General features: G+C 65.3%; 19 protein-coding genes and 1 pseudogene. 10 read left to right on the forward strand and 10 right to left on the reverse strand.

Going from position 1 to position 23,079, the window contains the following annotated elements; translation table 11 throughout:
- Positions 1-162 precede the first annotated feature (162 nt).
- Positions 163-402 (forward strand): annotated as a pseudogene (locus tag AAW14_RS21150) (zinc ribbon domain-containing protein); the annotation flags it as partial.
- Positions 403-693: 291 nt separating this feature from the next.
- Here AAW14_RS21150 and AAW14_RS21155 read toward each other — a convergent pair.
- On the reverse strand, positions 694-840 hold the full coding sequence (locus AAW14_RS21155) for a hypothetical protein (RefSeq protein WP_265565474.1): 147 nt from the start codon (positions 838-840) through the stop codon (positions 694-696).
- Positions 841-1,487: 647 nt separating this feature from the next.
- Entirely contained in the window at positions 1,488-1,763 is a 276-nt protein-coding gene (locus tag AAW14_RS21165; RefSeq protein ID WP_265565475.1) for a hypothetical protein, read from the reverse strand.
- 994 nt (positions 1,764-2,757) lie between these two features.
- Here AAW14_RS21165 and AAW14_RS21170 point away from each other — a divergent pair.
- The 3 genes from AAW14_RS21170 (at position 2,758) to AAW14_RS21180 (ending at position 6,217) form a co-directional block, all read left to right on the forward strand.
- Entirely contained in the window at positions 2,758-3,717 is a 960-nt protein-coding gene (locus AAW14_RS21170; RefSeq protein WP_265565476.1) for a DMT family transporter, read from the forward strand.
- A gap of 170 nt (positions 3,718-3,887) precedes the next feature.
- Entirely contained in the window at positions 3,888-4,736 is an 849-nt protein-coding gene (locus AAW14_RS21175) for a tryptophan 2,3-dioxygenase family protein (RefSeq protein ID WP_265565477.1), read from the forward strand.
- A 590-nt stretch (positions 4,737-5,326) separates the two neighbouring features.
- On the forward strand, positions 5,327-6,217 hold the full coding sequence (locus AAW14_RS21180; protein WP_265565478.1) for an ISAs1 family transposase: 891 nt from the start codon (positions 5,327-5,329) through the stop codon (positions 6,215-6,217).
- Between the two features lie 1,118 nt (positions 6,218-7,335).
- Here the strand turns inward: AAW14_RS21180 and AAW14_RS21185 are convergent.
- The 3 genes from AAW14_RS21185 to AAW14_RS21195 form a co-directional block, all read right to left on the reverse strand.
- Positions 7,336-7,635 carry a hypothetical protein gene (locus tag AAW14_RS21185; protein WP_265565479.1) on the reverse strand — a complete coding sequence of 100 codons (300 nt, stop codon included), beginning with the start codon at positions 7,633-7,635 and terminating at the stop codon, positions 7,336-7,338.
- A 207-nt stretch (positions 7,636-7,842) separates the two neighbouring features.
- A complete protein-coding gene (locus AAW14_RS21190) occupies positions 7,843-8,475 on the reverse strand; it encodes a TetR/AcrR family transcriptional regulator (protein WP_265565480.1) in 633 nt (210 codons plus the stop codon).
- A 715-nt stretch (positions 8,476-9,190) separates the two neighbouring features.
- Positions 9,191-9,904, reverse strand: a complete 714-nt coding sequence (locus tag AAW14_RS21195; protein ID WP_265565481.1) for an alpha/beta fold hydrolase — start codon at positions 9,902-9,904, stop codon at positions 9,191-9,193.
- A 1,599-nt stretch (positions 9,905-11,503) separates the two neighbouring features.
- Between AAW14_RS21195 and AAW14_RS21200 the strand changes: the two genes are divergently transcribed.
- Positions 11,504-11,692 (forward strand): helix-turn-helix domain-containing protein, encoded by a 189-nt coding sequence (locus tag AAW14_RS21200; protein WP_265565499.1) that lies wholly within the window; start codon positions 11,504-11,506, stop codon positions 11,690-11,692.
- Between the two features lie 164 nt (positions 11,693-11,856).
- On the opposite strand, the gene AAW14_RS21205 is transcribed toward AAW14_RS21200, so the two are convergent.
- On the reverse strand, positions 11,857-12,702 hold the full coding sequence (locus AAW14_RS21205; protein ID WP_265565482.1) for a hypothetical protein: 846 nt from the start codon (positions 12,700-12,702) through the stop codon (positions 11,857-11,859).
- Positions 12,703-13,545: 843 nt separating this feature from the next.
- On the opposite strand from AAW14_RS21205, the gene AAW14_RS21210 reads away from it, so the two are divergent.
- The 5 genes from AAW14_RS21210 to AAW14_RS21230 all read left to right on the forward strand — a co-directional run bounded on the left by AAW14_RS21210 (position 13,546) and on the right by AAW14_RS21230 (position 19,672).
- Positions 13,546-15,390 carry a 1-deoxy-D-xylulose-5-phosphate synthase gene (locus AAW14_RS21210; protein WP_265565483.1) on the forward strand — a complete coding sequence of 615 codons (1,845 nt, stop codon included), beginning with the start codon at positions 13,546-13,548 and terminating at the stop codon, positions 15,388-15,390.
- The gene (gene ispG, locus AAW14_RS21215; RefSeq protein ID WP_265565484.1) at positions 15,387-16,496 is read left to right on the forward strand and encodes a flavodoxin-dependent (E)-4-hydroxy-3-methylbut-2-enyl-diphosphate synthase; all 1,110 of its coding nucleotides are present in this window, start codon (positions 15,387-15,389) and stop codon (positions 16,494-16,496) included. Before AAW14_RS21210 ends, ispG begins: the two co-directional genes overlap by 4 nt.
- Positions 16,497-16,504: 8 nt before the next feature.
- Positions 16,505-17,581 carry a polyprenyl synthetase family protein gene (locus AAW14_RS21220; RefSeq protein ID WP_265565485.1) on the forward strand — a complete coding sequence of 359 codons (1,077 nt, stop codon included), beginning with the start codon at positions 16,505-16,507 and terminating at the stop codon, positions 17,579-17,581.
- A complete protein-coding gene (locus AAW14_RS21225) occupies positions 17,578-18,525 on the forward strand; it encodes a 4-hydroxy-3-methylbut-2-enyl diphosphate reductase (RefSeq protein ID WP_265565486.1) in 948 nt (315 codons plus the stop codon). The genes AAW14_RS21220 and AAW14_RS21225 overlap by 4 nt, the downstream gene beginning before the upstream one ends.
- 88 nt (positions 18,526-18,613) lie before the next feature.
- Entirely contained in the window at positions 18,614-19,672 is a 1,059-nt protein-coding gene (locus AAW14_RS21230; protein ID WP_265565487.1) for a terpene synthase family protein, read from the forward strand.
- A gap of 374 nt (positions 19,673-20,046) precedes the next feature.
- Here the strand turns inward: AAW14_RS21230 and AAW14_RS21235 are convergent, their stop codons facing one another.
- The 4 genes from AAW14_RS21235 to AAW14_RS21250 form a co-directional block, all read right to left on the reverse strand.
- The gene (locus AAW14_RS21235) at positions 20,047-20,196 is read right to left on the reverse strand and encodes a hypothetical protein (protein WP_265565488.1); all 150 of its coding nucleotides are present in this window, start codon (positions 20,194-20,196) and stop codon (positions 20,047-20,049) included.
- Positions 20,197-21,056: 860 nt separating this feature from the next.
- Positions 21,057-21,500 carry a cyanase gene (gene cynS / locus AAW14_RS21240; protein ID WP_265565489.1) on the reverse strand — a complete coding sequence of 148 codons (444 nt, stop codon included), beginning with the start codon at positions 21,498-21,500 and terminating at the stop codon, positions 21,057-21,059.
- A gap of 36 nt (positions 21,501-21,536) precedes the next feature.
- Complete coding sequence (locus tag AAW14_RS21245; RefSeq protein WP_265565490.1) at positions 21,537-22,244, reverse strand: cysteine hydrolase; 708 nt, start codon at positions 22,242-22,244, stop codon at positions 21,537-21,539.
- A gap of 130 nt (positions 22,245-22,374) precedes the next feature.
- Positions 22,375-22,986 carry a TetR/AcrR family transcriptional regulator gene (locus AAW14_RS21250; protein WP_265565491.1) on the reverse strand — a complete coding sequence of 204 codons (612 nt, stop codon included), beginning with the start codon at positions 22,984-22,986 and terminating at the stop codon, positions 22,375-22,377.
- Positions 22,987-23,079 lie beyond the last annotated feature (93 nt).

Consider the following 23,079-nt stretch of genomic DNA (forward strand, 5'->3'; position numbering starts at 1 on the left):
ACGAGGACGCGGTGGCCACGTGGATCGAAGAGACGTGGCCGCGGGTGGAAAGACGGTGAGGGAACAGAACGCGTGGCTGTGCTTCGCGGACGAGTCGGGCAAGTGCTGCGACCGCCGAAGGCACGGACCTGGTCCCTGCGCGGTCACACGCCCGTGGCCACGGTCCGCGCCGCCGGCACTTCCCAGCGCTGCTCAGCCTGCGGCTTCACCACCCGGGGCAGCCGCGAGTCCCAGGCAATGTTCGTGTGCAAGAACGAAGGCTGCGGCTGGTCAGGCAACGCCGACCACAACGCCGCCCGCAACATCCTGCACCTGTACCGAATGGGTCACGGGCTCATCCCGGCTGCCGGGAGGGCAGTCGTCAGGCGTCCCCGAGGCGTCAAGCCCGCCACCGCAAGGTAGGCAGGAATCTCCCGGCCTCAGCCGGGAGAGCACTTCAAGCTCTGCCACCACAAAGGTGCCCCTGGCTCTACTCTGGATGCGACCTGGACACTTGCATCCTCACAGGCCACGGGGCACCGTTTGCGGGCGGGACATCAGTCGCCGAAGCCGCTTTGAGTATCCATCCAGAGGTTGAAGCAGCCCAGCCTGCGCCATCGGAAAGCGAGTTCACGCCTTCGGACTTGGACGAGCCACGAGACGTGGTCGACGACGTCGTACGAGGGCTGAGTCAGCGAAGCAACGCTCGCCGATTCAGCAGTACCAGAAGACCCCCGTGCCCTGACCGGCCGTTTCGTTGGTCACCGTGTAGTCCTCCTCGTCGGTGAAATCGAGCACTTCGACGTCCCGGTCACCCGCCAGGATCTGCTCCGCGATGGCTGTGGCAGAAGTGCAGTTCATTTCGACTCCTCTTTTCGACAGGATCCCCGACAGTCTTCTACCGGAGTGTCGTTTGACGGCCCTGAGGTTAGAGCGGCCCTCGCTCGAGGGTCAACAATTCCCCCGAATTCGAGCTTCCGCTGAACTATTTGCTCCACGAATGCGTTGTGTGTGTTCGCTACGGGTGCGATGGTGTGAAACGGCCTTTTCGGAAGCCTGCCGAGGTCTTCCCAGCGAGCGATGCCGCAACCGTGCCGGGCCTATGCTGACCGTCTACCGAATCGGAATTCTGGAGGCTGAGTGGTGCGGGGTGCAACGCCCAGCTGAGCGGAGGTGCACCAGATCGAGTAGCCGCTCCGGCCTGCTGCCCGCGAGATTGCGATCGCGGAACCCGGTCAGTAACGAATGTATCGAACCCCGGATCGGTGAGCTCCAGCCCAAGGAGAAACTTCCAGTCGATGCGCGCCCGGGCAGTGGCCGTGGCCCGGCGGTCCGACAGGGGGCATTGCGTGATGAGGATTGGTCGGGGTTCGCCGGTCTCGCCGGTGACGTGCCGTCATGTCCGCTGTGCGGCAAGGAACCCCGCAGGGCAGAGCAGGCACGGTGCTGGTGATCACGTGGTTGTCGAGACCCATGAGAACCGAGCGAGACCGTGCCTTGCCCGAACATCATCGCTCGAGCACGTACGTGTCGAAGCGGGCCTGGTGCTGGGATGCGGTGGCCAGGTCGGTGGCGCGGCTTCGGGCGTAGCTGACGGCCTGCGGGCTGGCGCCGGAGGCGGCGAGGACCTTGTCGACGGTGTCGCCGGCCAGGCGCCGGGTCCACCGGTGGGCGGCGGACTCGCGCCAGCCGCGGGCGGTCGCTTGGGCCACCGACTGCGCCCACGCACCGTTGCCGCCGTGCCGGCCGCCGCACAGTTGCCAGTTCCAGCGCCGTTCGCGCATGCCCTCGGAGCCGGCGTCCCAGTCGGATGCCCACCGGTGGGCGCGCTCGGGGAGCTGGTGGGCGGTGACGTCCCGGACGACGGCCGCCGGCTCCGAGGGCCGGCCAGACGTCGGTTTCCCCCACGACGCGGATCTGGTGGGCGAGCAGCCGGTGGGGGTAGTAGCGCTGTCCCCAGTTACCGGTGTCCCCGACCGGTTCGACGATCCACAGCCGCACCGGCCGGACAACAGGCCAGATGCCTTCGGCCGGGTTGAGGTCGGGTGCGCAGGAGGGCATCTGGAAGACGGTGAGACCTTCCGCCGGCGCTGCCGCGAGCGGACGGTCACGCGCAGGTCCCGTGCAGCAACAGTTGCCGTCTCGTCCCCTCCGGCGAGCCGCTCAGCCGCCTCCGCGCGCAACTGCTCCCAAAAAGCCTGGCGTTGGGCGGCCAGACCACACCCTGCGCTTAACTCATGAAAACGGCATACCGTGGTCGCGGGGGCGCAAGGTGGGGCGAAAGCGAATGTCGCTCACGAGTTGGGCCACTGCAACAAACAGGCGCATGTATGCAGCGAATGCGGCTGATGACTGCAGCGGCGATGTCGCCCACCACGACCACCCGGACTCTCCGGGCTCGTCTGCGAACCCTGCAGCCGCCGCATACGTAGAAACAAGTAGATCTGTATGGAGAGCATGCCCAACTACAAGTCATCTTTGCGATTGAGGACCATTCAATATGTCAACGCCCCCTCTTCCGGAGCGGCCACGTCGACCTGTTCCTAATCTCCCGGGCTGCGAATGGCCCTTCCCATACCAAGTGAATTCATCCGGGCCCCTTCCCGCCTCAGAGGCCAAACTTCACCCTCCCCCGCTCCAAACGTATTTTGTGGGCAAAGTCCCGGTTGGAACGTAATTCGGATTCTACTTCGATGATCTCATTGGCTTCTGCCTTGGTTGGCCGACGTTCGTTCGGTCGCGGTGTGTTCGGTGGCAGTGGAAAGGGGCAGACCTCGGATGCGTGAACGATGGCCCGACGTGTGGGCGGTGTGTGCGGTTGTAGCAGCCGCACTGTTCTGGAGCAGTTCGTACGCGGTGACCAAGCGGGTGCTGGAGGACGTCGGCCCACTCAGTATCGGCGCCGTCAGGTTCACCCTCGCGGCCTTACTCCTGGGCGTGATGGTCCGGCTGAACCGGCGCCGCCCGGCCCAGCCGGACGTCCGGCAGCGGCGGCTGCTCTACCTGAGCGGACTCCTGGGCATCACTGTCTACTTCACGCTGGAGAACGTCGGCGTCGATCTGTCCACAGCGTGCGACGCGTCGCTGATCGTGGCCACGTACCCGCTGATGACGATGCTGTTTGAACTAGTCGTCTTCGGCGCCCGGATGTCGCTGCTGCGGGTGACGGGCGTGTTCCTGGCCATCGTCGGCGCCTTCCTCGTCGTATGCAACGGAGCAGAGTTCGGCGGCAGTTCGTGCTGGCTGGGCGATATCCTCCTGCTGCTCGGCGGGTTGGCCTGGGCCGGCTACAACGTGCTTGTCAAGCGGGCGAGTGCCGGCCAGGACGCCGTGAGCGTCACCTACTACCAGACGCTGGCGGGCGCGGCCGGTTTCCTGCTCGCGTCCCTGCTGGAAGCCGGCGACTGGCGGATGCCGGGCGCGACTGCCTCGTCGCTGCTGATCTACCTGACCGTGGCGTGCTCGGTCGGCGGCTTCCTGCTCTACAACTACGGTCTGTGCAGGATGGCGTCGAGCGTCGCGGTGAACATTCTCAACTTGGTCCCGGTCTTCGGCGTCATCGGTGCCATGGTGATCAACGGTGAGTCGATCCGGCCGGCCCAGGCGACGGGCGGCGTCATCATCATCGCCGGGGTGGCCCTCAGCATGAACGAACGGAGGCAGGGGGCTACAGCGAAGCCAGGCGCGCGCGAGGGCAGGCCTCCCAAGACTGCGACCGCACAGACCACCGGCCCTTAACCCACAACGCTTTGCGTCCCGGCGATCGGTCAGAACGGTCGTTCGACCGGGGGCGAACCTCGGTGCGTCGGGCCGGGCTTACCCGGACAGGCCACTGCAGCCATGAACCGGAAACCAGCCCTGGTCGTATTAGCAGACACGGGCGATTCGGAGTAAGACAGGAGACAGCTTTGTCCCAGCAGGCTCATATGCCTCTTCAGGCTCAACAGCCCGAGACCCCGACTCGTGTCTTTAAGGGAAGGACACCGTACGAAGACTACGTCAGGACAGACGTGCTCACTCACCTCCAGCATCCGCGTTCGGCAGATCCCGCAGAGATGGCCTTCCTGGTGACGACCCAGGTTATGGAGCTGTGGTTCACCGTCATCGTGCACGAGTGGGAGACCGCGGCCTGTGCGCTTGGCCAGGACCGGGTACCCGTCGCCATGGCCGCCCTAAAGCGTTCGGTGCGGGAACTGGAGGCGCTCACTTCTTCCTGGAAGCCGCTCGGCCGGCTCACCCCCGCGCAGTTCAACTCCTTTCGCGGCGCCCTCGGTGACGCTTCCGGCTTCCAGTCGGTGATGTACCGGCGCATGGAGTTCCTGCTCGGCGAGAAATCTGCGTCGGTGCTCATCCCTTATCAGACGAATCCGGATTTGCACGCCGAGCTGCAGAAAGCCCTGCACGATCCGAGCCTTTACGACCAGACGCTTCGACTGCTCGCCCGACGCGGGCACGCGATCCCCGAGTCGGTACTGCGGCGTGACGTGGCGCGCCGCTATGAGCCCTCGCCCGATGTGGAGGCCGTGTGGATTACCCTGTACGCAGGTGACGAGGGCGGTGAACTGGTGCGCCTCGGTGAAGCGCTGACGGACGTCGCCGAACTGATGTGGCGCTGGCGCCACGATCACCTGCTCGCAGTCAGCCGGGCCATGGGCGCCAAGGCGGGAACCGGAGGGTCCACCGGACTGGCCTGGTTGCAGAAGCGGGTTCAGAAACATGTCTTCCCCGAACTGTGGACGGCGAGGTCGCATGTCTGAGCTGCGGGAGACACGATACGAGACCACGGGTTCCCCCGAACCTCGATCACGAGCGTCACAGCCCCCGGCAAGATGACCGGCAAGCACCAACCTTCGTCACCATCTTCACTCTCTGGCGCGCCCAGGGGCATTGCGTGATGAGGATTGGTCCGGGTTCGCCGGTCTTGCGGGTGACGTGCCGTCATGTCCGCTGTGCGGCAAGGAATCCCGCAGAGCAGAGCAGGCATGGTGCTGGTGATCACGTGGTTGTCGAGACCCATGAGAACCGAGCGAGACCGTGCCTGCCCGAAAATCATCGCGCAGCCCTTCCGCACTGGAGCAACCGGGTTCCCTGGTGATCCCCTCACCTGAAGCGATGTCGTTGGACTGCGACGTTTCCCGATCCTGGTCGCCGATCCCCGCCATGCGCGCGGACTGCGCTATCGGGCCCTCGCGTTGCCGTGCGCGACCGTCTCGGCGGTGCTGACCGGGGCGCGGTCGCTCGCCGCGATCGGCGAGTGGATCACGGATGCCCCAGGGCATGTGCTGGGCTCCTCGGCTTCGCCGTCGACCCGCTTACCGGTCTGCGGCCAGCGCCGCACTCCGCAACCGTGCGCCGCCTGCTGCAGTGCGTGGACGGTGACGCGCTGGACACAGCGATCAGCGCATATCTACAGGCCAGAACGCTGACCCCGGCCGAACCGGAGGCGGAGAAAGCGCCAGTACGACGGGTGATCGCGGTCGACGGCAAAGTGGTCCGCGGATCGCGAACCGCAACGGCCACGGCGATCCAGCTGCTGGCGGCGATGGACCACCACGGCGTGGTCCTGGCCCAGCGGCAGGTCGCTGCCAAGAGCAATGAGATCCCCTCCTTCGCACCGTCGCTGGGCGGTCTCGAGCTGGAGAACACGGTGGTGACCGCCGACGCCCTGCACACCCAGCACGATCACGGCACCTATCTGACCAGTCGCGGCGCGCACTACGTGGCCGTCGGGAAGAAGAACCATCCGGGCCTGTACGCCCAGGTCGGGAAGCTGCCCTGGCGGGACATCCTGCTCGGGCACCGCACGCGCGGCCACGCCCGCCACCGTGACGAGATCCGCCGGCTCAAGGTCGCCGCGTTCCGCCACCTCGACTACCCCGGCGCCCGCCAGGCGATCCGAGTGGTCAGGTGGCGACGCGATTTGAGCACCGGGAAGCTGACCATCGAGCGCCTCTACCTGATCACCGGCCTGAGCGTCTTCGACGCCACCTGCACCGAGCTCGCCACCCGGATCAGAGGCCATTGGGGTATCGAGAACCTTCTGCACCACGTGCGGGACCGCACGTTCCGCAAGGACAACTCCAAGATCCGCACCGGCAACCTGCCCCGCGTCATGGCCTCCCTGCGCAACCTCGCCATCAGTATCTTCCGCCCAGACGGCCAGACCAACATCGCCGCCGCCCTCCGCCACACCCGCCGCGACTACCACCGACCGATACAAGCGCTCGGTCTCACCTGACGAACCCAGACAGATCCCGATCACACAATGATCCAGGGTCCGACAGGCCCTCCACGAACTGGAGCACCGAGGCGAGGGCGAGCTGGTGGGGCGGCCAGGCGGGCTGATCGCGTCGCGGATACAGCTCCGCGAAGTCCTAGTCACGGGACAGCGGCCCGAGCACCTCACGGATCCGCATGCACGAGCAGCCCCTGGGAAATACCAGCCGCGCTACCTCGGCCGTCCGCTCCGGCACTTCGCCGGTCCCGGGGATGCAGCGACACGGTCCTCACCTCATCGCGACGTCCCCGCGCCTGGTCACTTCATCATTCCTTCACTGAGGGCCAGTGCGTTGCTTCGCGATGGAGTGGGGGTGCGCGGCTGTAGAGAATGGCTGATGGCGGGGCGCAGGTTCAGTCGATTGCTGATCACCGGTTCTCGGTACGTGGAGGGAAGCTGCCGACGCAATCGTGGGCGAATGATCACGCGGGGCAGCTCCCGGCTCGGGATCCCGCATGATATGCCCGGCAGCCAGGGCCAGAGACATGGGCGGCAGCGGCGGCAGCGGCTCTTTCATCGGCCGCGGCTTTCTCCCGTGGCCATCGGTGGGAGGCAGCCTCGCCGGCGGTCGCGAATATGCGGGAGGTGCGCCGGACCGAGCAATCTCATAGGCGGGGGGCGGGGCGAAGGATTCGCGGTACCGATTGAGCGCCTCGGGAACGACACGAAAGTGCTGTTTCGGGTCGAAGCGGGTGGATCTGGAACGGATGTCGAACCAAGTCCGCTTGGTCCGCACGATCGCGCCAGCCTCGATCATACTCTGAGCAACTTCCTCGACCTTCCCCTTATCGGCGATCGGGGTGTATCTGAGTATGCCATCGAAGGAGAAGGACGCGTTGGGCGATAGCTCCTGCAGAGTCCTGGCAATAAGATCCGGTGTTTCCCCAAAGTATTCGTCATCCATTGCCGTCTTCCTCCTCGGTGCGCGGCAGACGCTTGTCCTCTTTCCTCTACGTGCCGCTGGTCATCGTCGTTCATAGGTGAATCGCGCCGTTGCGGTACCAGACTTGCCACCGCCCATTGATGTCGCAGTGGTTCATCCTGTACAAGGCGCTGACGGGTTGGGCAGCGACGCGGCGCTACCAGCCCGCCCACATCGCTGGAGAGGTGCGGCAACCGTCGGATCGGTGGGCGGCACCGTTTGCGTGAGCGGCGAAGTACACGCCGGCTCTCTTGGGTCGTTCTCCAGCGGAGTCCTTGACGCAGCCGGAGGCCTGATCGATGGCGTCGACCGCTTCTCTAAGGCAGGCGGACAGGTTCTCGGCGCTCTCGTTGTACAGCGTGGTGAGCGCGGTCAGGAAGTCGCCGGGGAAGCTGGCACGCCGTTGTCCGCGGGCACTGTTGTCATGGAGCATCTGCAGCAGGGCGGTGTCGCGCATGCGGGGCATCGGCAAGGAACACCGGGCCACATCTGAGTGGTTCAGCTGCGTTGGACGTGACCACGCGGCGCACGCGGACACGGTGGGCGCGCTCACGGTCCGACGGGCGTCCGACGGGCCGGGCTTGCCCGTCGCGAAACACAAGCCGCGTAGCGAGAAGCCTCCGCCGTTCTCACGGGAGATGAGCCACGCACCGCTCATGAAGCTTTACGGTCGCTCAGGCCGCCGGAAGACGCCGTACCAGTAGCCGCATGCCAGCTCACGGGCGACCAAGGCATCGTCATGTCCATCGCTTGTGGCCACCTGTTGGGCGATGACCTGTGCGCCGCCTCGCACCACCACGCCGGCGGCGCACCGCGGATCGACATCAGCAGGCGTGCGACCGGCCAACTGTTCCTCGATCAGCAGGTTCGTAGTGTGGTCGATGAATCGGTCTTGAGCCGATGTCCATGAGTCGCGTACAGAAGGGTCGTAAGCAGCCACTTCGCTGATCGCTGCGAGGAGGGACGCGTGCTTGCGGTAGTGCCTGAACACCTGCTCATACGTGTGGGCAAGCCCGTCAAGTCCGCCGACGGGGCCGCAGGGCTGCCAGCGCTGCACGATCTCGAAGCTGTCCGACTTGAGGAATCCACTCAGCCGCAGGAGCAGATCCACCTTGTCGCGGAAATACAGGTAGAACCCCGATCGGGAGATACCCCCGGCAGCCGCGATCTGCTCCACCCCCAGTTCGGTATAAGTCCTGCCGTCGCGCAGCAATTCGCCGATCCCGGACAGTATCCGTGCTTCCACCGCGGCGCGTCGGTCGGCAGCGGTGGAGGGCCGTCGAGTGGTTGATGCCATACACCCATCCTAGTACGAAGGTTCCGAATGCTCTGCGGTTTCCGCAGCTCAGGCCGCCTTGACCCTCTCGGAGGGCATCACATCGGTGTCCGGGTGTTGACCCCGGGGACGGCCATCAGGGGCTCGATTTGGCGGCGAAAGGGGGTGATCTGCAGGCCGATGGGTTCGCTGAGGCGACTGTCGGTTGCGCGGCGGGCGACGATTTGGTCCGGCATGGTTCGCCCGAGGACGCATGGTGATCGTCGAGGTTCCTGGTCGGGACCTCGATGCGGGCGTCGGTCTGCGGCGCATGAAGCCTCTGGCCGACCTGGACGGCACGCGGGGGCGCGTTTCCCGGCGATCAAGGATTTCCAGCACGCTCCGGCCCGGGAGCCCAGGATGTTGGAGACCATGCTGGACAGTTCGATGCCCGCGTCTTCGAGGAGCTTCTCCAGCCGCCGAGCTTCGCCGGCGCGTTCGCGGACGACCTCGGTGCGGTAGAGGCTGAGGTCCTGCTCCTGATGGATCGGCTCCGGCGGCACAAACGGGGGCCGGACCAGGCGGCGTTCGACGAGTTGGGCGATCCACTGAGTGTTCTCGGCGTCGACCTCGCAGCCCGGAACGGCCTTCCGCGTGGTGAATCAACTCGCCTTTGCAGCCTGACGTGTTGAAGCGCTTGAGATGTCTACGGGCGACACTGCAGTTTCGCGCACCGGCTCGAGCTCCGCTGTTGGGGTCAGCCAGCTTCTTTGAGTGCGATGTGCGCGAGAAGGGACGCAAGTTCCGAGGGCATCGACAGGAACGGCGAGTGGCTGCTTTGCAGCCGACAAATGTTCTTGGCTCGGGCAGCGAGGTTCTCCTGCGCCTGGGGCGGCAGAGCCTGGTCCTGCTCGCAAATGATGTAGGTGGAGGGAACGGTTCGCCACCCTGCCTTTGTCACGCGCTCGCTGAAGGATCTCAGACTTTGCGGCACCAGCTGCTGCACCGCTCGCGTAGTCTCCGCCTCGGATACATCGGCGTAGAGAGCAGCATCGCTGTTTTCCGCAGGCGGGATGAGGCCTTTCGGATTCTCCGGTTCGGGAGCGCCGTGGAAGCCGAACAGGCTCTCTCCCACGTCCAGTTGATATGCCGCCAGGTAGACGGCATGTGAGACGTTTGGGGCGTCGGCTATGGCTTGGGTGACTGGAATGCCGCCGTAGGAGTGACCGACGACCACCACGGGACCTTCGATGCCTTCAATGGTCTCCTGGACGGCCTGCGCGTCCCTGTGAACGCCGGCGAGCGGCTCGTTCGCCGGAACGCCTGACCTCACAGCACTGGGCAGTGCGACCGTGCGAGTCCTCCAGCCGTCGTCAGCGAGCGCGGACTCCAGTCTCTCCCAGCACCAGGGGCCGTGCCAAGCTCCGTGCACCAGGAGCAGAGTGGGACGGGGTACTTCGGTGGTAGCCAAGTCGAATCTCCTAGCCGTTCAGAAAAACGGTGACTTTGGGAACTGCGGATCGCGAACAGTACGAGTCAAGGAGCTGCTTCCATAAAGCGCTGCAGTTACACGCTGTGTCGGCGCAGCCCAGGGACGAGGCTGTGCATGACAAGCGGCGGCTGGGCGCTGGTGTGCGGACCACCGAACGCAGGAGGTCTCAACTTTCCCTGAATTGCTGAGACAAACCGTGGCAGCGTCGCGTTCCTCCGCCTTCTCGGCCGGAATGAAACCCGCCGGTGTGTCAACGATTGTTGATGCGCATCCGGCAGCCGATGGGGGAGGTCGACTGCCGGATGCTGCAACTGCTGCAGGTTTGGTCGTGGCTGCAGCAGTTCAAAGGCTAGAGTGGATTGGACACGATGTCCAACATGGTGTCCAGCCGGGGTGCGTGGCGGACGCTGATCTTGGGCATAGAGACACCGCAACGGGTGCTGGAGCCGGTGTTGCCGAAGCCAAGTAGCCAGGCCGGCCGGGCGCCCGGGCCAGGAACGGCTGATCGATGGCATAGGGTCCGAGTCCGCGCCGGCGATCCCGTGGCCGTGTGCGTCCGAGGACTACCGGACCGTGGTGCCGGAGGAATCGCCCGGCGATGGCCGTCGAGCCGGACCAAGGGCTCGCACGCTTACGTGGCGTCCCGACGACCAGATTGCACCCGTCCACCAGGGCCGGCCCGTTCGGCCGGGATTCGCTGTTCGCTGGGGGAGACCATGGTGAACCTGCTGGGCGACTTGGCTTCCGGGACGCCACGCTCGACTGCCGGCTGAAGACGGCACCGGCCCGAGCGCCCTGCGCGCCGACGGTCTTGGTCGTCGCCGGCCCGATGCTCGAGGCGCCGCCCATGAGCACGACGCGCGGCCCGGTGAGATCCACAGTGATGCCTTCCCAATTTTTCGGCCTGGCCGACGCCTGCCAGGCAGTCGACCGCTTGTGTACTCAACAGTTGCGGGCTCACCGCTATCGCGTCCAAGACCATTTGCGTCCCCTGTGATGCCTTGTGGGCATCACTCCAGCCTCATCGGGGCTGCTGGTTCCTGGGGCCTCACCTGGCAGGGGCGACAGCTGATGTGCCTGCCGATGAGGCTCGGTACCGGCCAGCAGACCCGGAGCACGGGCGTGGTGATCCAGGACGGGCGGACCGCGGTGCTGCGCCCGGGGGAGTTGGCCCGGTAAGACACAACTCGAGCTGCATCCTCGACTTCCCCGACCGTTTCGAGACGGTGGTCTTCCAGATGCCCCGGCATGTGTTCGGGCTCCCCGAGTCCGACCTCTGGTGCGTCACCGGCATGATCCTGGGGCCCGACGGGGGCTTGGCCGCGCTCGTGATGCCGTTCCTGTCCAGGCCGGCAGCCGAAGCCGCTTCCTGCCATCCGGCGGTCGACAGGTTGCTCGCCGCAACGTGGCGGATCTGCTCACGACCGTCCTCACCGAACACCTCGGCCGGGACGCCCAACGCACCGCGGCGGCCTGAGGGATCCTGCATCTGCGGATCCGGGACTGTCGGCGGAGGTGATCGCCGGCGCGCACCACATCTCCGTGCGCCATCTGCAGCGCCTCTTCCAAGCGGAAGGCGTGACCGTGGGCGGATGGATCAGGCGCCGTCGGCTGGGGAAATGCCGCCGGGAACTCGGCCGGCCGCACCGCGCCAGGCCGACCGTGGCCGCGGTGGCGCAGCGTTGGGGCTTCGTCAGTCCCGCCCATTTCAGCCGGGCGTTCCGCGCCGCGTACGGCAGTCCCCGCGTGAGTGGCAGACCCTGGTAGACCCAACCGGCGCTTCCTTGCGTTCCGGAGTGAGTTGGCTTCTTCCCCCGACCTGCCCCCGGCTCTCTGCCGCGGCTCGGCGGTATCTGCCGGGCCGGTTGGGTTCGACCCGTTGGATGGGCTGCGAGCGAAGTCCCAATTCCCGGAAATTTCACCGAAAAAAGTCAGGTACTACTATCTTTGAGAAGTGCGGCGACGGCGGGGTTGTGTCTGTGGGGGCGGAGGCTGCAGTGCATGCTATTGAGAGCTCGTCCGGTACGTGCTGACTGCAGAGTGGGGGCGGCTTGTAGAAATATTCGCCAATCGTGAACGGCTTCATCCATGCGCCTCATTTTCTGCAGAATTTGCGCACGCCGCGCGTGGGTGAGGGCCGTGGCGCGGGTTTCGGCGGGGCCTCGCAGGCGCAGGGAATCGGCCAGGGATTGGACGGCTGCTGTGTGGTCGCCGAAGGCTTCCTGGACGAGGGCGCGCTGGTAGAGCAGAGCTCCCGCAGGGTAATCCGTGAAGGGGCCTGGAGCGCCGTGGGCGCGTGAGTGGAAGCGCTCTGCCTCGCTCAGGGTTCTGATGGCGGCGCGGCGGTCGTGGTGGGCCTGGAGAGCGGCGAGTTCGGCGGCCGCATAGGCCTGAGCTGTGGGGGAGGCGTGGCGGGCGTGGGTGGAGGCCTGTTCGGCGAGATGCAGCACGGCCGGGCCGTGGTGGCCGAGCTGGTGGGCGTGGGTGGCCATGGCTCGGAGTGCGATGGCCAGCATGGCTTGGTCTTTGCTTTCTGCAGCAAGGCGAATGGCGAGGCGGTGGTACTGCTGTGCGGTGCCGTCGTGAGCGGAGTCTGTGTACATAGCGGCGAGGATGAGCGTGAGCTGAGCCGCGGTCGACAGCAGGGCCCGGTGGATTCCGGCCTCGGCCGGGGCGCTGAGACGTGGCACGGCTTCCTGGCGCAGGTACGCCGTCAGCGCAGCAGTCAGGTGAGCGCCGCCGTATTGTTCTGCCAAGCCGTGGAAGGTGGCGGCCACGGCCTGCATCTTAAAAACGTCGGACTGTGTCACGCGGCGGTTGTGAAATTGTGTGCCGGGATACGTGCGAGCCGCTTGGGACTGTACCTGCAGGGGCGGCAGGGTCAGGGCGGCGAAGCTGAAGGCTCTGCTGCCAAGTATCGCGAGGCCGCTCGGGTCCGCTTTGATGAGGCGACCCAGGAGACGGAGTGGGTCGGCGTCGGCATCCCAGGATGGGTCCGCGACGCTGAGGGGCGCGTTGCTGAGCCCGGCTTCGTATGCAGTGACAGGCCTGCCCAAACGTCTGGCCAAGCATTCCAGGACAAGTGCCGGAGCAGGCGGCCGCGGTGTCGTCCCGCCCAGCCAGCGTCGCACGGTACTGGGGTCACAGGAGAACGGGGTTGACTGCTCACGGGCCAGGTTACTGATCGCACGGGCCAGCCCCGCAGCGCTGTAGCCGGCAGCCTGGCATAGCTGCTGCAACTGCGTATTCGGTGTTTTCATCACGGCACCTCTCCTGCACCTCAGCTGGCAGGCCGAGGCCCAACCCCAACTGTCTTGAGGCTTCGGATTTCACCAATGAAGCCCGATTCGCGCGAGCGACATCAAGGCGGTGATCGATATAACGGGTCGAGAACGGTACCACTCAATGAGCGATATCTGCACCACGTTTCACAAAGTCGCAAACTTGCCTGCTTTGCGCGATCTCGACTGCGGTGAGTCCTTCCGTTGAGGCTGAATCCTGGGTTCACTGGGCTGCTACAGCCGCGGTTGGCGGCGGGCTCCTCCACCGGAGGCCCGCAGGGCGTCTGCTAGCCGGGAGATAGGTGGACACCTGTTTCATTCACAGGAAGGAGCCGGCCAGTGACTTCTCTCGCCGATAAGTCTGTTCAACTCGACGGATTGCAACCACGGATCCTTCGCCGGATGGACCGCGGTGAACTGGTCCGATTGGCACACGAGATCCGCAGTTTCCTCGTCACTCAGGTGGCGGCGAGCGGCGGACATCTGGGTTCGAACCTGGGCGCGGTGGAGCTGGCCATCGCGCTGCACCGGGTGTTCGACTCACCCCGCGATGCGCTGCTGTTCGATACCGGTCATCAAAGTTATGTGCACAAAATTCTGACCGGACGGGCCGGGAGGTTTTCAACGCTTCGCCAGGCCGATGGGCTGTCGGGCTACCCGTCGCGGGCGGAATCGCCCCACGACTGGATCGAAAACTCCCATGCCTCCACCGTCCTGTCCTATGCCGACGGTCTGGCAAAAGCACGCGCATTGCAGGGGCATCAGGGCAGAGTGGTTGCACTGATTGGCGACGGCGCCCTGACGGGCGGCATGGCGTGGGAAGCCTTGAACAACCTCGGCGCGGCACCCGAGCGGCCCGTCATCGTGGTGCTGAATGACAACGGCCGTGCCTACGCGCCCACTGCAGGCCGGATCGGCATGCTTCTCGCCGACATGAGCACTGGTCAGCGAGGGGTGCCCCCGCAACACGAACGCGTTCCCGGCGCCGTACAGGACAACCTGTTCACCACATTGGGCTTCGCCTACGTCGGGCCCGTGGACGGCCATGACGAACAAGCGCTGGAACGGGCGCTGCGCCGGGCCCGGGACCTGGGCGGACCGGTGGTGGTGCACGCAGTAACCGCCAAGGGCAGGGGTTACGCCCCGGCGGAGAACGACTCGGCAGAGCGCATGCACGCGATCGGTCTCATCGACCCGGCAACGGGAGCTGCCGCAAAGCCTGTGAAGTCGACGTGGACAGACGCGTTCGCCGAGGAGTTGTGCCGGCTGGCAGAGCAACACCCTCACCTTGTTGCGATCACTGCGGCGATGCCGGGTCCCACCGGGCTGGCAGCCTTCGCCGCCCGGTACCCGAAACGATTCTTCGACGTCGGTATTGCCGAGCAGCACGCCGTGACCTCCGCCGCCGGCCTGGCGATGGGTGGGGCTCACCCCGTTGTCGCCATCTACTCCACCTTCCTGAACCGCGCCTTTGACCAAGTGCTCATGGACGTTGCTCTCCATCGGCTCGGTGTGACGTTCGTTCTGGACCGCGCAGGGATCACCGGTCCAGATGGGGCCTCCCACCACGGCATGTGGGACGTCAACCTCCTGGCGATGGTTCCCGGACTGCGCTTGGCCGCGCCCCGCGACCCCCATACGCTGCGCCTTGCCCTCGCTGAGGCCGTCGCTCACGCCAACGGGCCGACGGTGGTGCGCTATCCCAAAGCTTCTGCGGGCGCCGACCTTCCAGCCGTGCAACGCTACGGCGACGTAGACCTGCTGACGCCGACCCACAAGGGCAACGATGTGCTGCTGGTCGCCCATGGCCCACTGGCCGAGCCGGCGCTCCAGGCAGCAACCTGGCTCGAGGCCTGTGACATCAACGTCACCGTAGCAGCCCCCGTGTGGGAACTGCCTGTGAGCGGCGCACTGATGGAGCTGGCAGCACAACACGAGCGGGTCGTGACGGTCGAAGACGGACTCGCCGATGGCGGGGCAGGCAGCCGCTTGGCCCATGCCTGCCGCCAAGCGGGAGTGAAGACACCTGTCGACAACCTCGGCCTGCCAACTGCGTTCACGCCTGTCGGTGATCGCACCGACCTGCTTGACCAGGCAGGCCTGTCCGCGAGCAGGCTCGCTGATCACATCCTCACGGCCTGCGGCGACACGAGCGGCTTCATCACCACCAGGAGGCCGGCATGACGACCACCGATGTCGGCCTGCCCATGCCTCCTCGAGGCTTCCCGCGGCGCTCATCCCGGCAAATCCATGTGGGCACCGTTGCCGTCGGCGGCGGTGCGCCGGTCAGTGTGCAAACGATGACGACGACACGGACGGAAGACGTCGACGCCACCCTGCAGCAGATTGCTGCGTGCGTGTCCGTGGGCTGCGACATCATCCGTGTGGCGTGCCCGAACCAGGAAGCCGCGGACGCACTTCTCGAAATCGTGAACCGGTCGCCCATCCCGGTGGTCGCCGACGTCCACTTCCAGCCCCGGTACGCCCTGGCCGCCATCGACGCCGGCTGCTCCGGCGTACGCGTCAACCCTGGCAGCATCAAAAAGTTCGACGACCAGGTCGCCCCCGTCTGCCGCGCCGCAGCAGATGCAGGAGTACCGATCCGGATCGGTGTCAATGCCGGATCGCTCGACCTACGTCTGCTGGCCGAGCACGGCGGCGCCACTGCCGAAGCGCTCGTCGAATCCGCTCTTTGGGAGGCATCTCTTTTCGAGGAGCACGGCTTCCGGGACATCAAGATCGCCGTCAAGCACCATGACCCCCTCACCATGATTGCCGCGTATCGGCAACTGGCCGAGCAATGTGACTACCCGCTTCATCTGGGTATCACCGAAGCAGGCACCCCTGTGCAGGGAACGGTCAAGTCCGCGGTCGCCTTCGGGATCCTGTTGTCCGAGGGGATCGGCGACACCATCCACGTCTCGGCTTCGACCCCGCCTGAGGACCAGGTCAAGGCCGGGTCCCACATCCTGGCTTCGCTCGGTCTCCGACCGCGAAAACTGGAGATCGTCTCCTGCCCAGTCTGTGGCCGCCTGCAGGGCGGGATTCACAAGCTTGCGGCGAAGGTCGAAGCAGCCTTCGACGACTTCCCGCACCCGTTGCGAGTCGCCCTCATGGGCTGTCTGGTCAATGGCCCCGGCGAAGCGCGGGATGCCGACATCGGCGCCTCCTGCGGCAACGGCAATGGCCAGATCTTCGTCCGCGGCGAAGTCGTACGCACCGTTTCCGAACACCGCATAGTTGAGGCCCTGGTTGACGAGGCCCTCAAGCTCACTGCCGCCCCTCAGTAGGAGATGCCGTGACCACCGCTCCCATCGCACCCAGCAGGCTGTCCCTGCCCGATGCACGAGTGCACATTGACCGGGCTTTGCACACCTTCTTGAGCGCCCACCGTTTCGACGATCCGCGCCTGGAACACGTCGTCAGCCTGCTGCACGACTTCGTGCTCCGCGGCGGCAAACGTGTACGCCCACTGATGGTCTGCGTCGGATACGCCGCCGTCACCGGGAACAACCCCACCCCTGCTGTACTGAAGGCCGCCGCCTCACTGGAGTTGTTCCACGCCTTCGCCCTGATACACGACGACATCATGGATGGCTCCGATACCCGGCGAGGCCGTCCTGCCCTCCACCGCGCTCTAGCGGACTCAAGCACGCTGTCCGACAAGCCAAGCGCGGAACGGGACGGTGTCGGCAGAGCCATCCTCCTGGGCGATCTTGCCCTCGTGTGGTCGGACGAGATGCTGCACTCCTGCGGCTTCACCGCGGCCCAGCGAACCGCGGTGCGGCCGATCCTGGACGCCATGCGCACCGAGGTCATCGGTGGTCAGTACTTGGATCTCATAGCTCAATCCTCACCGACAGCAGACCTGGGCACCGCTTTGGCGGTCGTGCGCTACAAGACCGCCAAGTACACCGTCGAGCGCCCCCTGCACCTCGGGGCTGCACTGGCCGGCGGAACACGGCGGCAAATGGAGGAACTCGCCCGATACGCCATCCCGCTGGGCGAGGCTTTCCAGCTGCGCGACGACCTCCTGGGTGTCTTTGGCGATCCAAGAGTGACCGGCAAGTCTCGCCTGAGCGACCTGCGTGAGGGCAAGAAGACCGCGTTGATCGCCATCGCGCACCGTGATGCCGCCCCAGCTCACCGCGCCCGACTCGACGCCCTGCTGGGCAGGCCCGGCCTCACTGAAGACGAAGCAGAGCAAATCCGCAATATTCTTATCGTCTGCGGAGCTCGCCGCGCGGTCGAGCAGATGATCCTGGACCGCTGCCGACAGGTGCGTGCCTGTCTCGATGCCGTCTGTCACCTCAGCCCCCGAGCTGTCCAGCAGCTGCGGATCCTGGCCGACAGCGCGGTGCGGAGGACATCATGACCGCTCGACCCAAGCGCGTGCTTCTGGCAGTACCACGCGGATTTTGCGCCGGCGTAGTGCGAGCCGTACAGGCCGTGGAACAAGCGCTCAAGAAATACGGGCCACCCGTCTACGTCCGTCACGAGATCGTGCATAACAAGCGTGTCGTCGCGGACCTGCGCAAGCAGGGTGCGGTGTTCGTCGAACACACCAACGAGGTCCCGCAAGGCGCTGTCGTACTGTTCTCCGCTCACGGGGTTGCACCCGAAGTCCACAAGGAAGCGGCTCGACGGAGTCTTACGGTCATCGACGCCACCTGTCCCTTGGTCACCAAGGTGCACCGTGAGGTTACGCAATACGCGCAGCAGGACTACGACATCCTCCTGATCGGCCACGAGGGCCACGAGGAAGTCACCGGAACCCTGGGCCACGCTCCGCACCGCATTCAACTGGTCGCCGGCCCAAGCGACATCGAGCACATCCAGGTCAGAGACCCCAACCGGGTGGTGTGGGCGTCACAGACCACCCTCAGCGTCGACGAAACCATGGAGACGGTCCAAGCCCTGAAGCGCAAATTCCCCCGCCTGCTCTCCCCGCACCGCAACGACATCTGCTACGCCACGCAGAACAGGCAGCTAGCGGTGAAGAAGATGAGCGCCGAGGCCGATCTTGTACTCGTCGTCGGATCGTCCAATTCCTCCAACAGTCGGCGCCTGGTCGAAGTAGCCCTGGACTCCGGCGCACCCCATGCCCGCCTAGTGGACCATGCTGACGCCATCGACACGACCTGGCTGCATGAGATCTCCACCGTCGGCGTCACCTCCGGCGCTTCTGCTCCCGAAATCCTTGTCCAGGACGTCCTGGCACTTCTGAACGACCATGGATGGACGGAAGTCACCGAAATCACCGCAGCCACGGAAACCGTGAGCTTCGCGCTTCCCAGGCCACACCGCAGCATCGTCTAGGTGTCCGACCCCGGACGCCGGCATTCCACCACGCGGGCGTCGTCACACCCGCCGTAATTCTGAGCGAGAATCTTCGTGGGAGAATCTCATGACAAGTCAGACAAACGCACCTTTGGCCATTCCCGCCCTGTGGTGCCCCTTCGCTCCTGGCTTGCATCCGGCACAGCAGGAGATGGAATCCAAAGCCCTCAACTGGATGCGCGACATGGAACTCGCACGGGATTCCGGGCAAGAACGCCGGGCGCGCGCGATAGGCTGCGGCGAGTTGGGCGCCAGAGTCGTCGAACCCAACGCTCCCACAGTCCTGGCCCAAATCTCCGTTGACAGCATGCTGTGGCTGTTCATCTTCGACGACACCTACTGCGATGAAGGAATCCACAGTTCGGATCCGGCAGCGATGAGCCTACTCGTGGCACGACTGCTCCGGATAGCCGAAACCGGAGCTTCCCTGTCAAGCATGACCCCCCAAGAGCACGCCTTGTTGGATCTACGTTGCCGCATCGCCGCAACAGCCTCCCCCACGCAGCTCGTGCGTTGGATCGATGCACTTCGCACCTATCTGGGATACCAGGTGTGGGAGGCTGCACACCGCGCCCTGGGAACCAGGCCTGAGCCGGACGCTTACCTGACCGCACGCATAGCCAACGGCTCGGTGCCCGTCTGCTGTGCGGTCTTGGACATCACCAGCGGCTTCGAGGTCCCCGCAGAGGAGATCAACCGGGCTGACGTGCGCGCGCTGACGGAGATGTGCTGTGCCGTGGTGGGCGTGGACAACGACATCATGTCGCACTGGAAGGAAACATTGCGCTGCGGCGATGGGATCAATCTGATCGACGTTCTGGCTGCAGACAACGCCTGTACGCCTGCGGAGGCCCTGCCGATGGCCATCACTGTACGCGACGGGATCCTCACGCGTTATCAGCAACTACGCGAGACCACCACGGGTCGCCTCGGAGCCGAGGGACAGCGATATCTGAAACTTCTCGACCAGTGGATCAGGGGCAACTTGGACTGGGGCTTCGGCAGCGGACGCTACCGCAACCATGACAATCCAGCCAGCCTTCCCGACCACGTCGTAGCCTGCGCACCGCGATTGTCCGCCGACCCGCTGCCCTACCCAGGAACCGCCTGGTGGTGGGCTGCCTGAGGCTTCCCCGAGACGAGGCGGGAGGTGACAGTGGATCAATCGTGGATATGGGTGGGTGTCCGGGGCTTGGTCAAATAACGCTGACCGTTGCCTCACCCGCTCGCATGCGTTGTAGAGGGACAGCCCCTTGTGGCGCGGAAGTTCAGGCCACGTGCGCGGGGCCTGGAAACAAATAGACATGAAGCCCCTGGCATGGACAATCTGCCAAGTCATGTCCGCTGCCAAAGGCTTCACGTCAGTCGCCTACCGTGCCATGCCTGACATCCCGCTCCACGCCGTCGAGTGCAAGTCAGTCCGTCTGCTGGCCGCCGGGTCAGCACTCCGAGGAGTTCGCGAGCGCTGGAACCTTCCGCTGGGCGGCGCTGTACAGGAGGTCAGTAGCAGCCGAACCGGCACGACGCCTCAACCTTGTGGCCGGAGTCACCGTGGGCCGTGGCGGTTGTCAGGACCAGTGTGCCCGCCGCGAAGGTGCCGACAAGGAGCGCCGCGATGCCGGCGTAAATCTTCTTCGGAGAGTTCTTCATGTCTGTCTCCATTCTTGGGTAGTTCTCCTGATGGGGGAGCAGGTGCCGACAATCCGGAGCTCCAGTGGCAATCATCGGATGACGCAGGGTGAATCAGTGCGCGCACTCCGGACAACGCATTCCAAATCCTGGAACAACTGTCAGTCGCCTGCTGCGGGACGTGCCATAATTAGCCGCAGCCCACCGTGATGGGGCCAACTGTAGACCTCCCGTGGTGTTGCGGGTAGGGGTTTCTGCGAATCCAGTCCAAGCGAATCCGGGGGTGCCCAGGGCAGGCTTAATTGACCCTACAGTGCGCATCTGTTCAACGTATTCGCGGACTTGAAGGTTCAATATGAGCCGCAATTTACCTTGAAGAATGCAGACTTCACCGTTTCGCAGCGGGAAGCTGCAGGTCGCGGTTGAGAGCAGGGGCCCGACGCGGGACGTCAAATGACGGTGCGTCAGCTCGATCGAATGGATGGCCCTGCGACAGGATTTCGCGCCCGGACCTACTCCGCGCCCACCGGCCGCCGGATGGCGGGGAAGCGTGTCGGCGTCGGCAGGGAGACGGAGGTCAACACCGGTCCCTGGGAGCTGATCTGACTTCCGGGACGCCTCGACCAACAAGGCTGCGCTCGACCGGTACAACCGGGAAGCCGCAGCGAGCGGCCCTTGGGACAGCTCGCGGCTGTGAAGCTGTCGGCGCGGACCGGGCCCGGGCAGCAGGCTACCTGGGCGCCTGCGAAGCGGAGCATCGCATGGAGCACCCGCCTGGCCGTATGTCGCTCCCTGCCGCGGTGTGACGCGCCGAGATGGTCGAGTGGTCGCTCCCGGCGAGGAGGGATCTCCGCCGGGAGCTGCTTCGTCGGCACACGGGCTCAGTACGGCTTGTAGGGAAGGAACTTGCCGCTCATGGTGATGCCGACTCGGTCGCCGGCATCGTCCTCGTGCCGGACCACTTCCATGCGGAAATCGATGGCGCTCATGATGCCGTCACCGAATTCCTCGTGGATGAGTTCCTTGAGAGTTGTGCCGTAGACGCTCACGATCTCGTAGAGCCGGTAGATGAGAGGGTCCGAGGGCACCGGTGTGTCCAGCGTGCCTCGGGCCGGGGGCACCTGCAGCACGGCAATCGCTTCGTGAGGAAGCTTGAAGATGGCGGCGACCTGGGCCGCCTGCTCCGCGGTGAAGGCCATTTGGCCAAGGCAGCCGGCCGTGACCCACTCCTTGCTCCCCCCGAGTGCCGCGGCCACGTCTGACCACCGGATACCGTTTTGGATCTTCGATTCCTTGATCCGTTCGGTGACTTCGCTTCTGTTCATGTCTCGCCTTCTGCTTTCCGGGGGAGTTGCCTGCCGTCAGGCCGAGCGCAGCTGGCTGATGGTCTGCTCGGTGGACCACACGGCGCTTGCCAGGAAACGGAAGTTGATCAGCGCAGCCAGGTAGCCGTCGCCTTCGGGCAGTCGGGGTCCTGCGGTGGCGTCGCGGACGACAACAACCTCGAATCCCTGCTCGAGCAGTTCCCGGAGGTGCCCCTCGGTGCACAGGTTGGCGGCCATGCCGGCAAGGATCACCTGCGAGATGCCACGCTTGCGCAGCTGGAGGACGAGGTCGTTCGACTCCGGACCCACGATCTTGTGCGGGGAGACTATGACGGTCTTCCCGTCCAGGATGTGTTCCTTGTACTCCGGCAGGAAGTCGGCCCCGGATTCGGTGAAGCCGTCGAGGGTGAGCGGACCGGTCCGGCTGAACATGCCGACGCTGTGCATGAACCGCTCCAGCGGGCCGCCGAACTGCCATTCCTGGTCGGAGGGGTAGAAGTAGTGCGGTGACACGGCAACCGTGATTCCTGCCTCCTTCGCGGAGGCGAGGAGCCGGCCGATGTGGGCGACGGTGCCATTGTCCGTGATGCTGTCGCCGAAGACGGGCCAGGTCACGCCCTCAGGGCTGAGGAAGTCGATCTGCGGGTCGGTGATGACCAGCGCTGCCCGCGCGGGGTCGAGGGTGAACCCGCTTCCGGGGAGTGCGGGGCTGTCGGGTTCGGCGTAGAGGCTGGCGTCGGACATGAATGGGATCGCTCCTCGCGCTGCAGGGTGGCGGACGAGGACGACTATAACTGTCCAGTCGTCTATTTATGGAGGTGGGAAGCAGCCCACCTGCTGTTGCGGGAACCTTTTACCTCAGCGAAACAGCCGATTACCTCAGCGAAACAGCCGATGTGCCGAGGAGGCGCGGGATGGCCAGGGTCGCGAACCTTTCGTACGAGTCACGATGCTGCCGGATGCGTCCTTGCATGACGGCACCCTCCCACGCTTCGATGATCACGAATGCGAGTTCCTCCGGAGACCCGTCGCCGGGAAGGTCTCCGCTCGTCCGGGCCTCCCGCAGGCATGCGGCGATCAAAGCGGTCCACCGGTCCATGATGTGGTCCAGTTTGTTCCTGACCTCCGCGCTGTGGTCGGCCAGCTCGAGGGACATGTTGCCGACAAGGCAGCCCAGTGTGAAGTTGCGATGCGCGTTGTGGTCCGTAAGAGCCAGGAAGAAGGCCGTGACGCGTTCGATGGGCCGCCGAGATGCATCCCGCAGGTGGAAGCCGAAGTCCCGGTCGATGCTCGCCCAGTAGTGCTCAAGCACTGCTACCGCGAAGTCCTCCTTGCTGGCGTAGTAGCTGTAGAACGACCCCTTGGGCACACCGGCGCTGTCGGTGATCTCCTTGATGCCGCACCCGTTGAAGCCGTTCGTGTGCATGAGTTCAAGCCCCGCGGCAAGGAGGCGTTCGCGGACGAGGGGATTGGCGGGTCGCGGCATTCCTCGATAGTAACCGGGTGGTCGGCTATCAGCAGCCGGCCTCTGGAGCGGGCTGGTGCGCAGGTCCGGCAGCCAGAGGTATCCGGAGAGCGG

Source organism: Streptomyces hygroscopicus (assembly GCF_026168105.1).
Classification (GTDB): domain Bacteria; phylum Actinomycetota; class Actinomycetes; order Streptomycetales; family Streptomycetaceae; genus Streptomyces; species Streptomyces hygroscopicus_D.

Coding starts and splice junctions, on each gene's coding strand:
- AAW14_RS21155 (WP_265565474.1), bottom strand. CDS start 840: ATGAACTGCACTTCTGCCACAGCCATCGCGGAGCAGATCCTGGCGGGT.
- AAW14_RS21165 (WP_265565475.1), bottom strand. CDS start 1,763: ATGCGCGAACGGCGCTGGAACTGGCAACTGTGCGGCGGCCGGCACGGC.
- AAW14_RS21170 (WP_265565476.1), top strand. CDS start 2,758: ATGCGTGAACGATGGCCCGACGTGTGGGCGGTGTGTGCGGTTGTAGCA.
- AAW14_RS21185 (WP_265565479.1), bottom strand. CDS start 7,635: ATGCGCGACACCGCCCTGCTGCAGATGCTCCATGACAACAGTGCCCGC.
- AAW14_RS21190 (WP_265565480.1), bottom strand. CDS start 8,475: ATGGCATCAACCACTCGACGGCCCTCCACCGCTGCCGACCGACGCGCC.
- ispG (WP_265565484.1), top strand. CDS start 15,387: ATGACGACCACCGATGTCGGCCTGCCCATGCCTCCTCGAGGCTTCCCG.
- AAW14_RS21225 (WP_265565486.1), top strand. CDS start 17,578: ATGACCGCTCGACCCAAGCGCGTGCTTCTGGCAGTACCACGCGGATTT.
- AAW14_RS21230 (WP_265565487.1), top strand. CDS start 18,614: ATGACAAGTCAGACAAACGCACCTTTGGCCATTCCCGCCCTGTGGTGC.
- AAW14_RS21235 (WP_265565488.1), bottom strand. CDS start 20,196: ATGAAGAACTCTCCGAAGAAGATTTACGCCGGCATCGCGGCGCTCCTT.
- cynS (WP_265565489.1), bottom strand. CDS start 21,500: ATGAACAGAAGCGAAGTCACCGAACGGATCAAGGAATCGAAGATCCAA.
- AAW14_RS21245 (WP_265565490.1), bottom strand. CDS start 22,244: ATGTCCGACGCCAGCCTCTACGCCGAACCCGACAGCCCCGCACTCCCC.
- AAW14_RS21250 (WP_265565491.1), bottom strand. CDS start 22,986: ATGCCGCGACCCGCCAATCCCCTCGTCCGCGAACGCCTCCTTGCCGCG.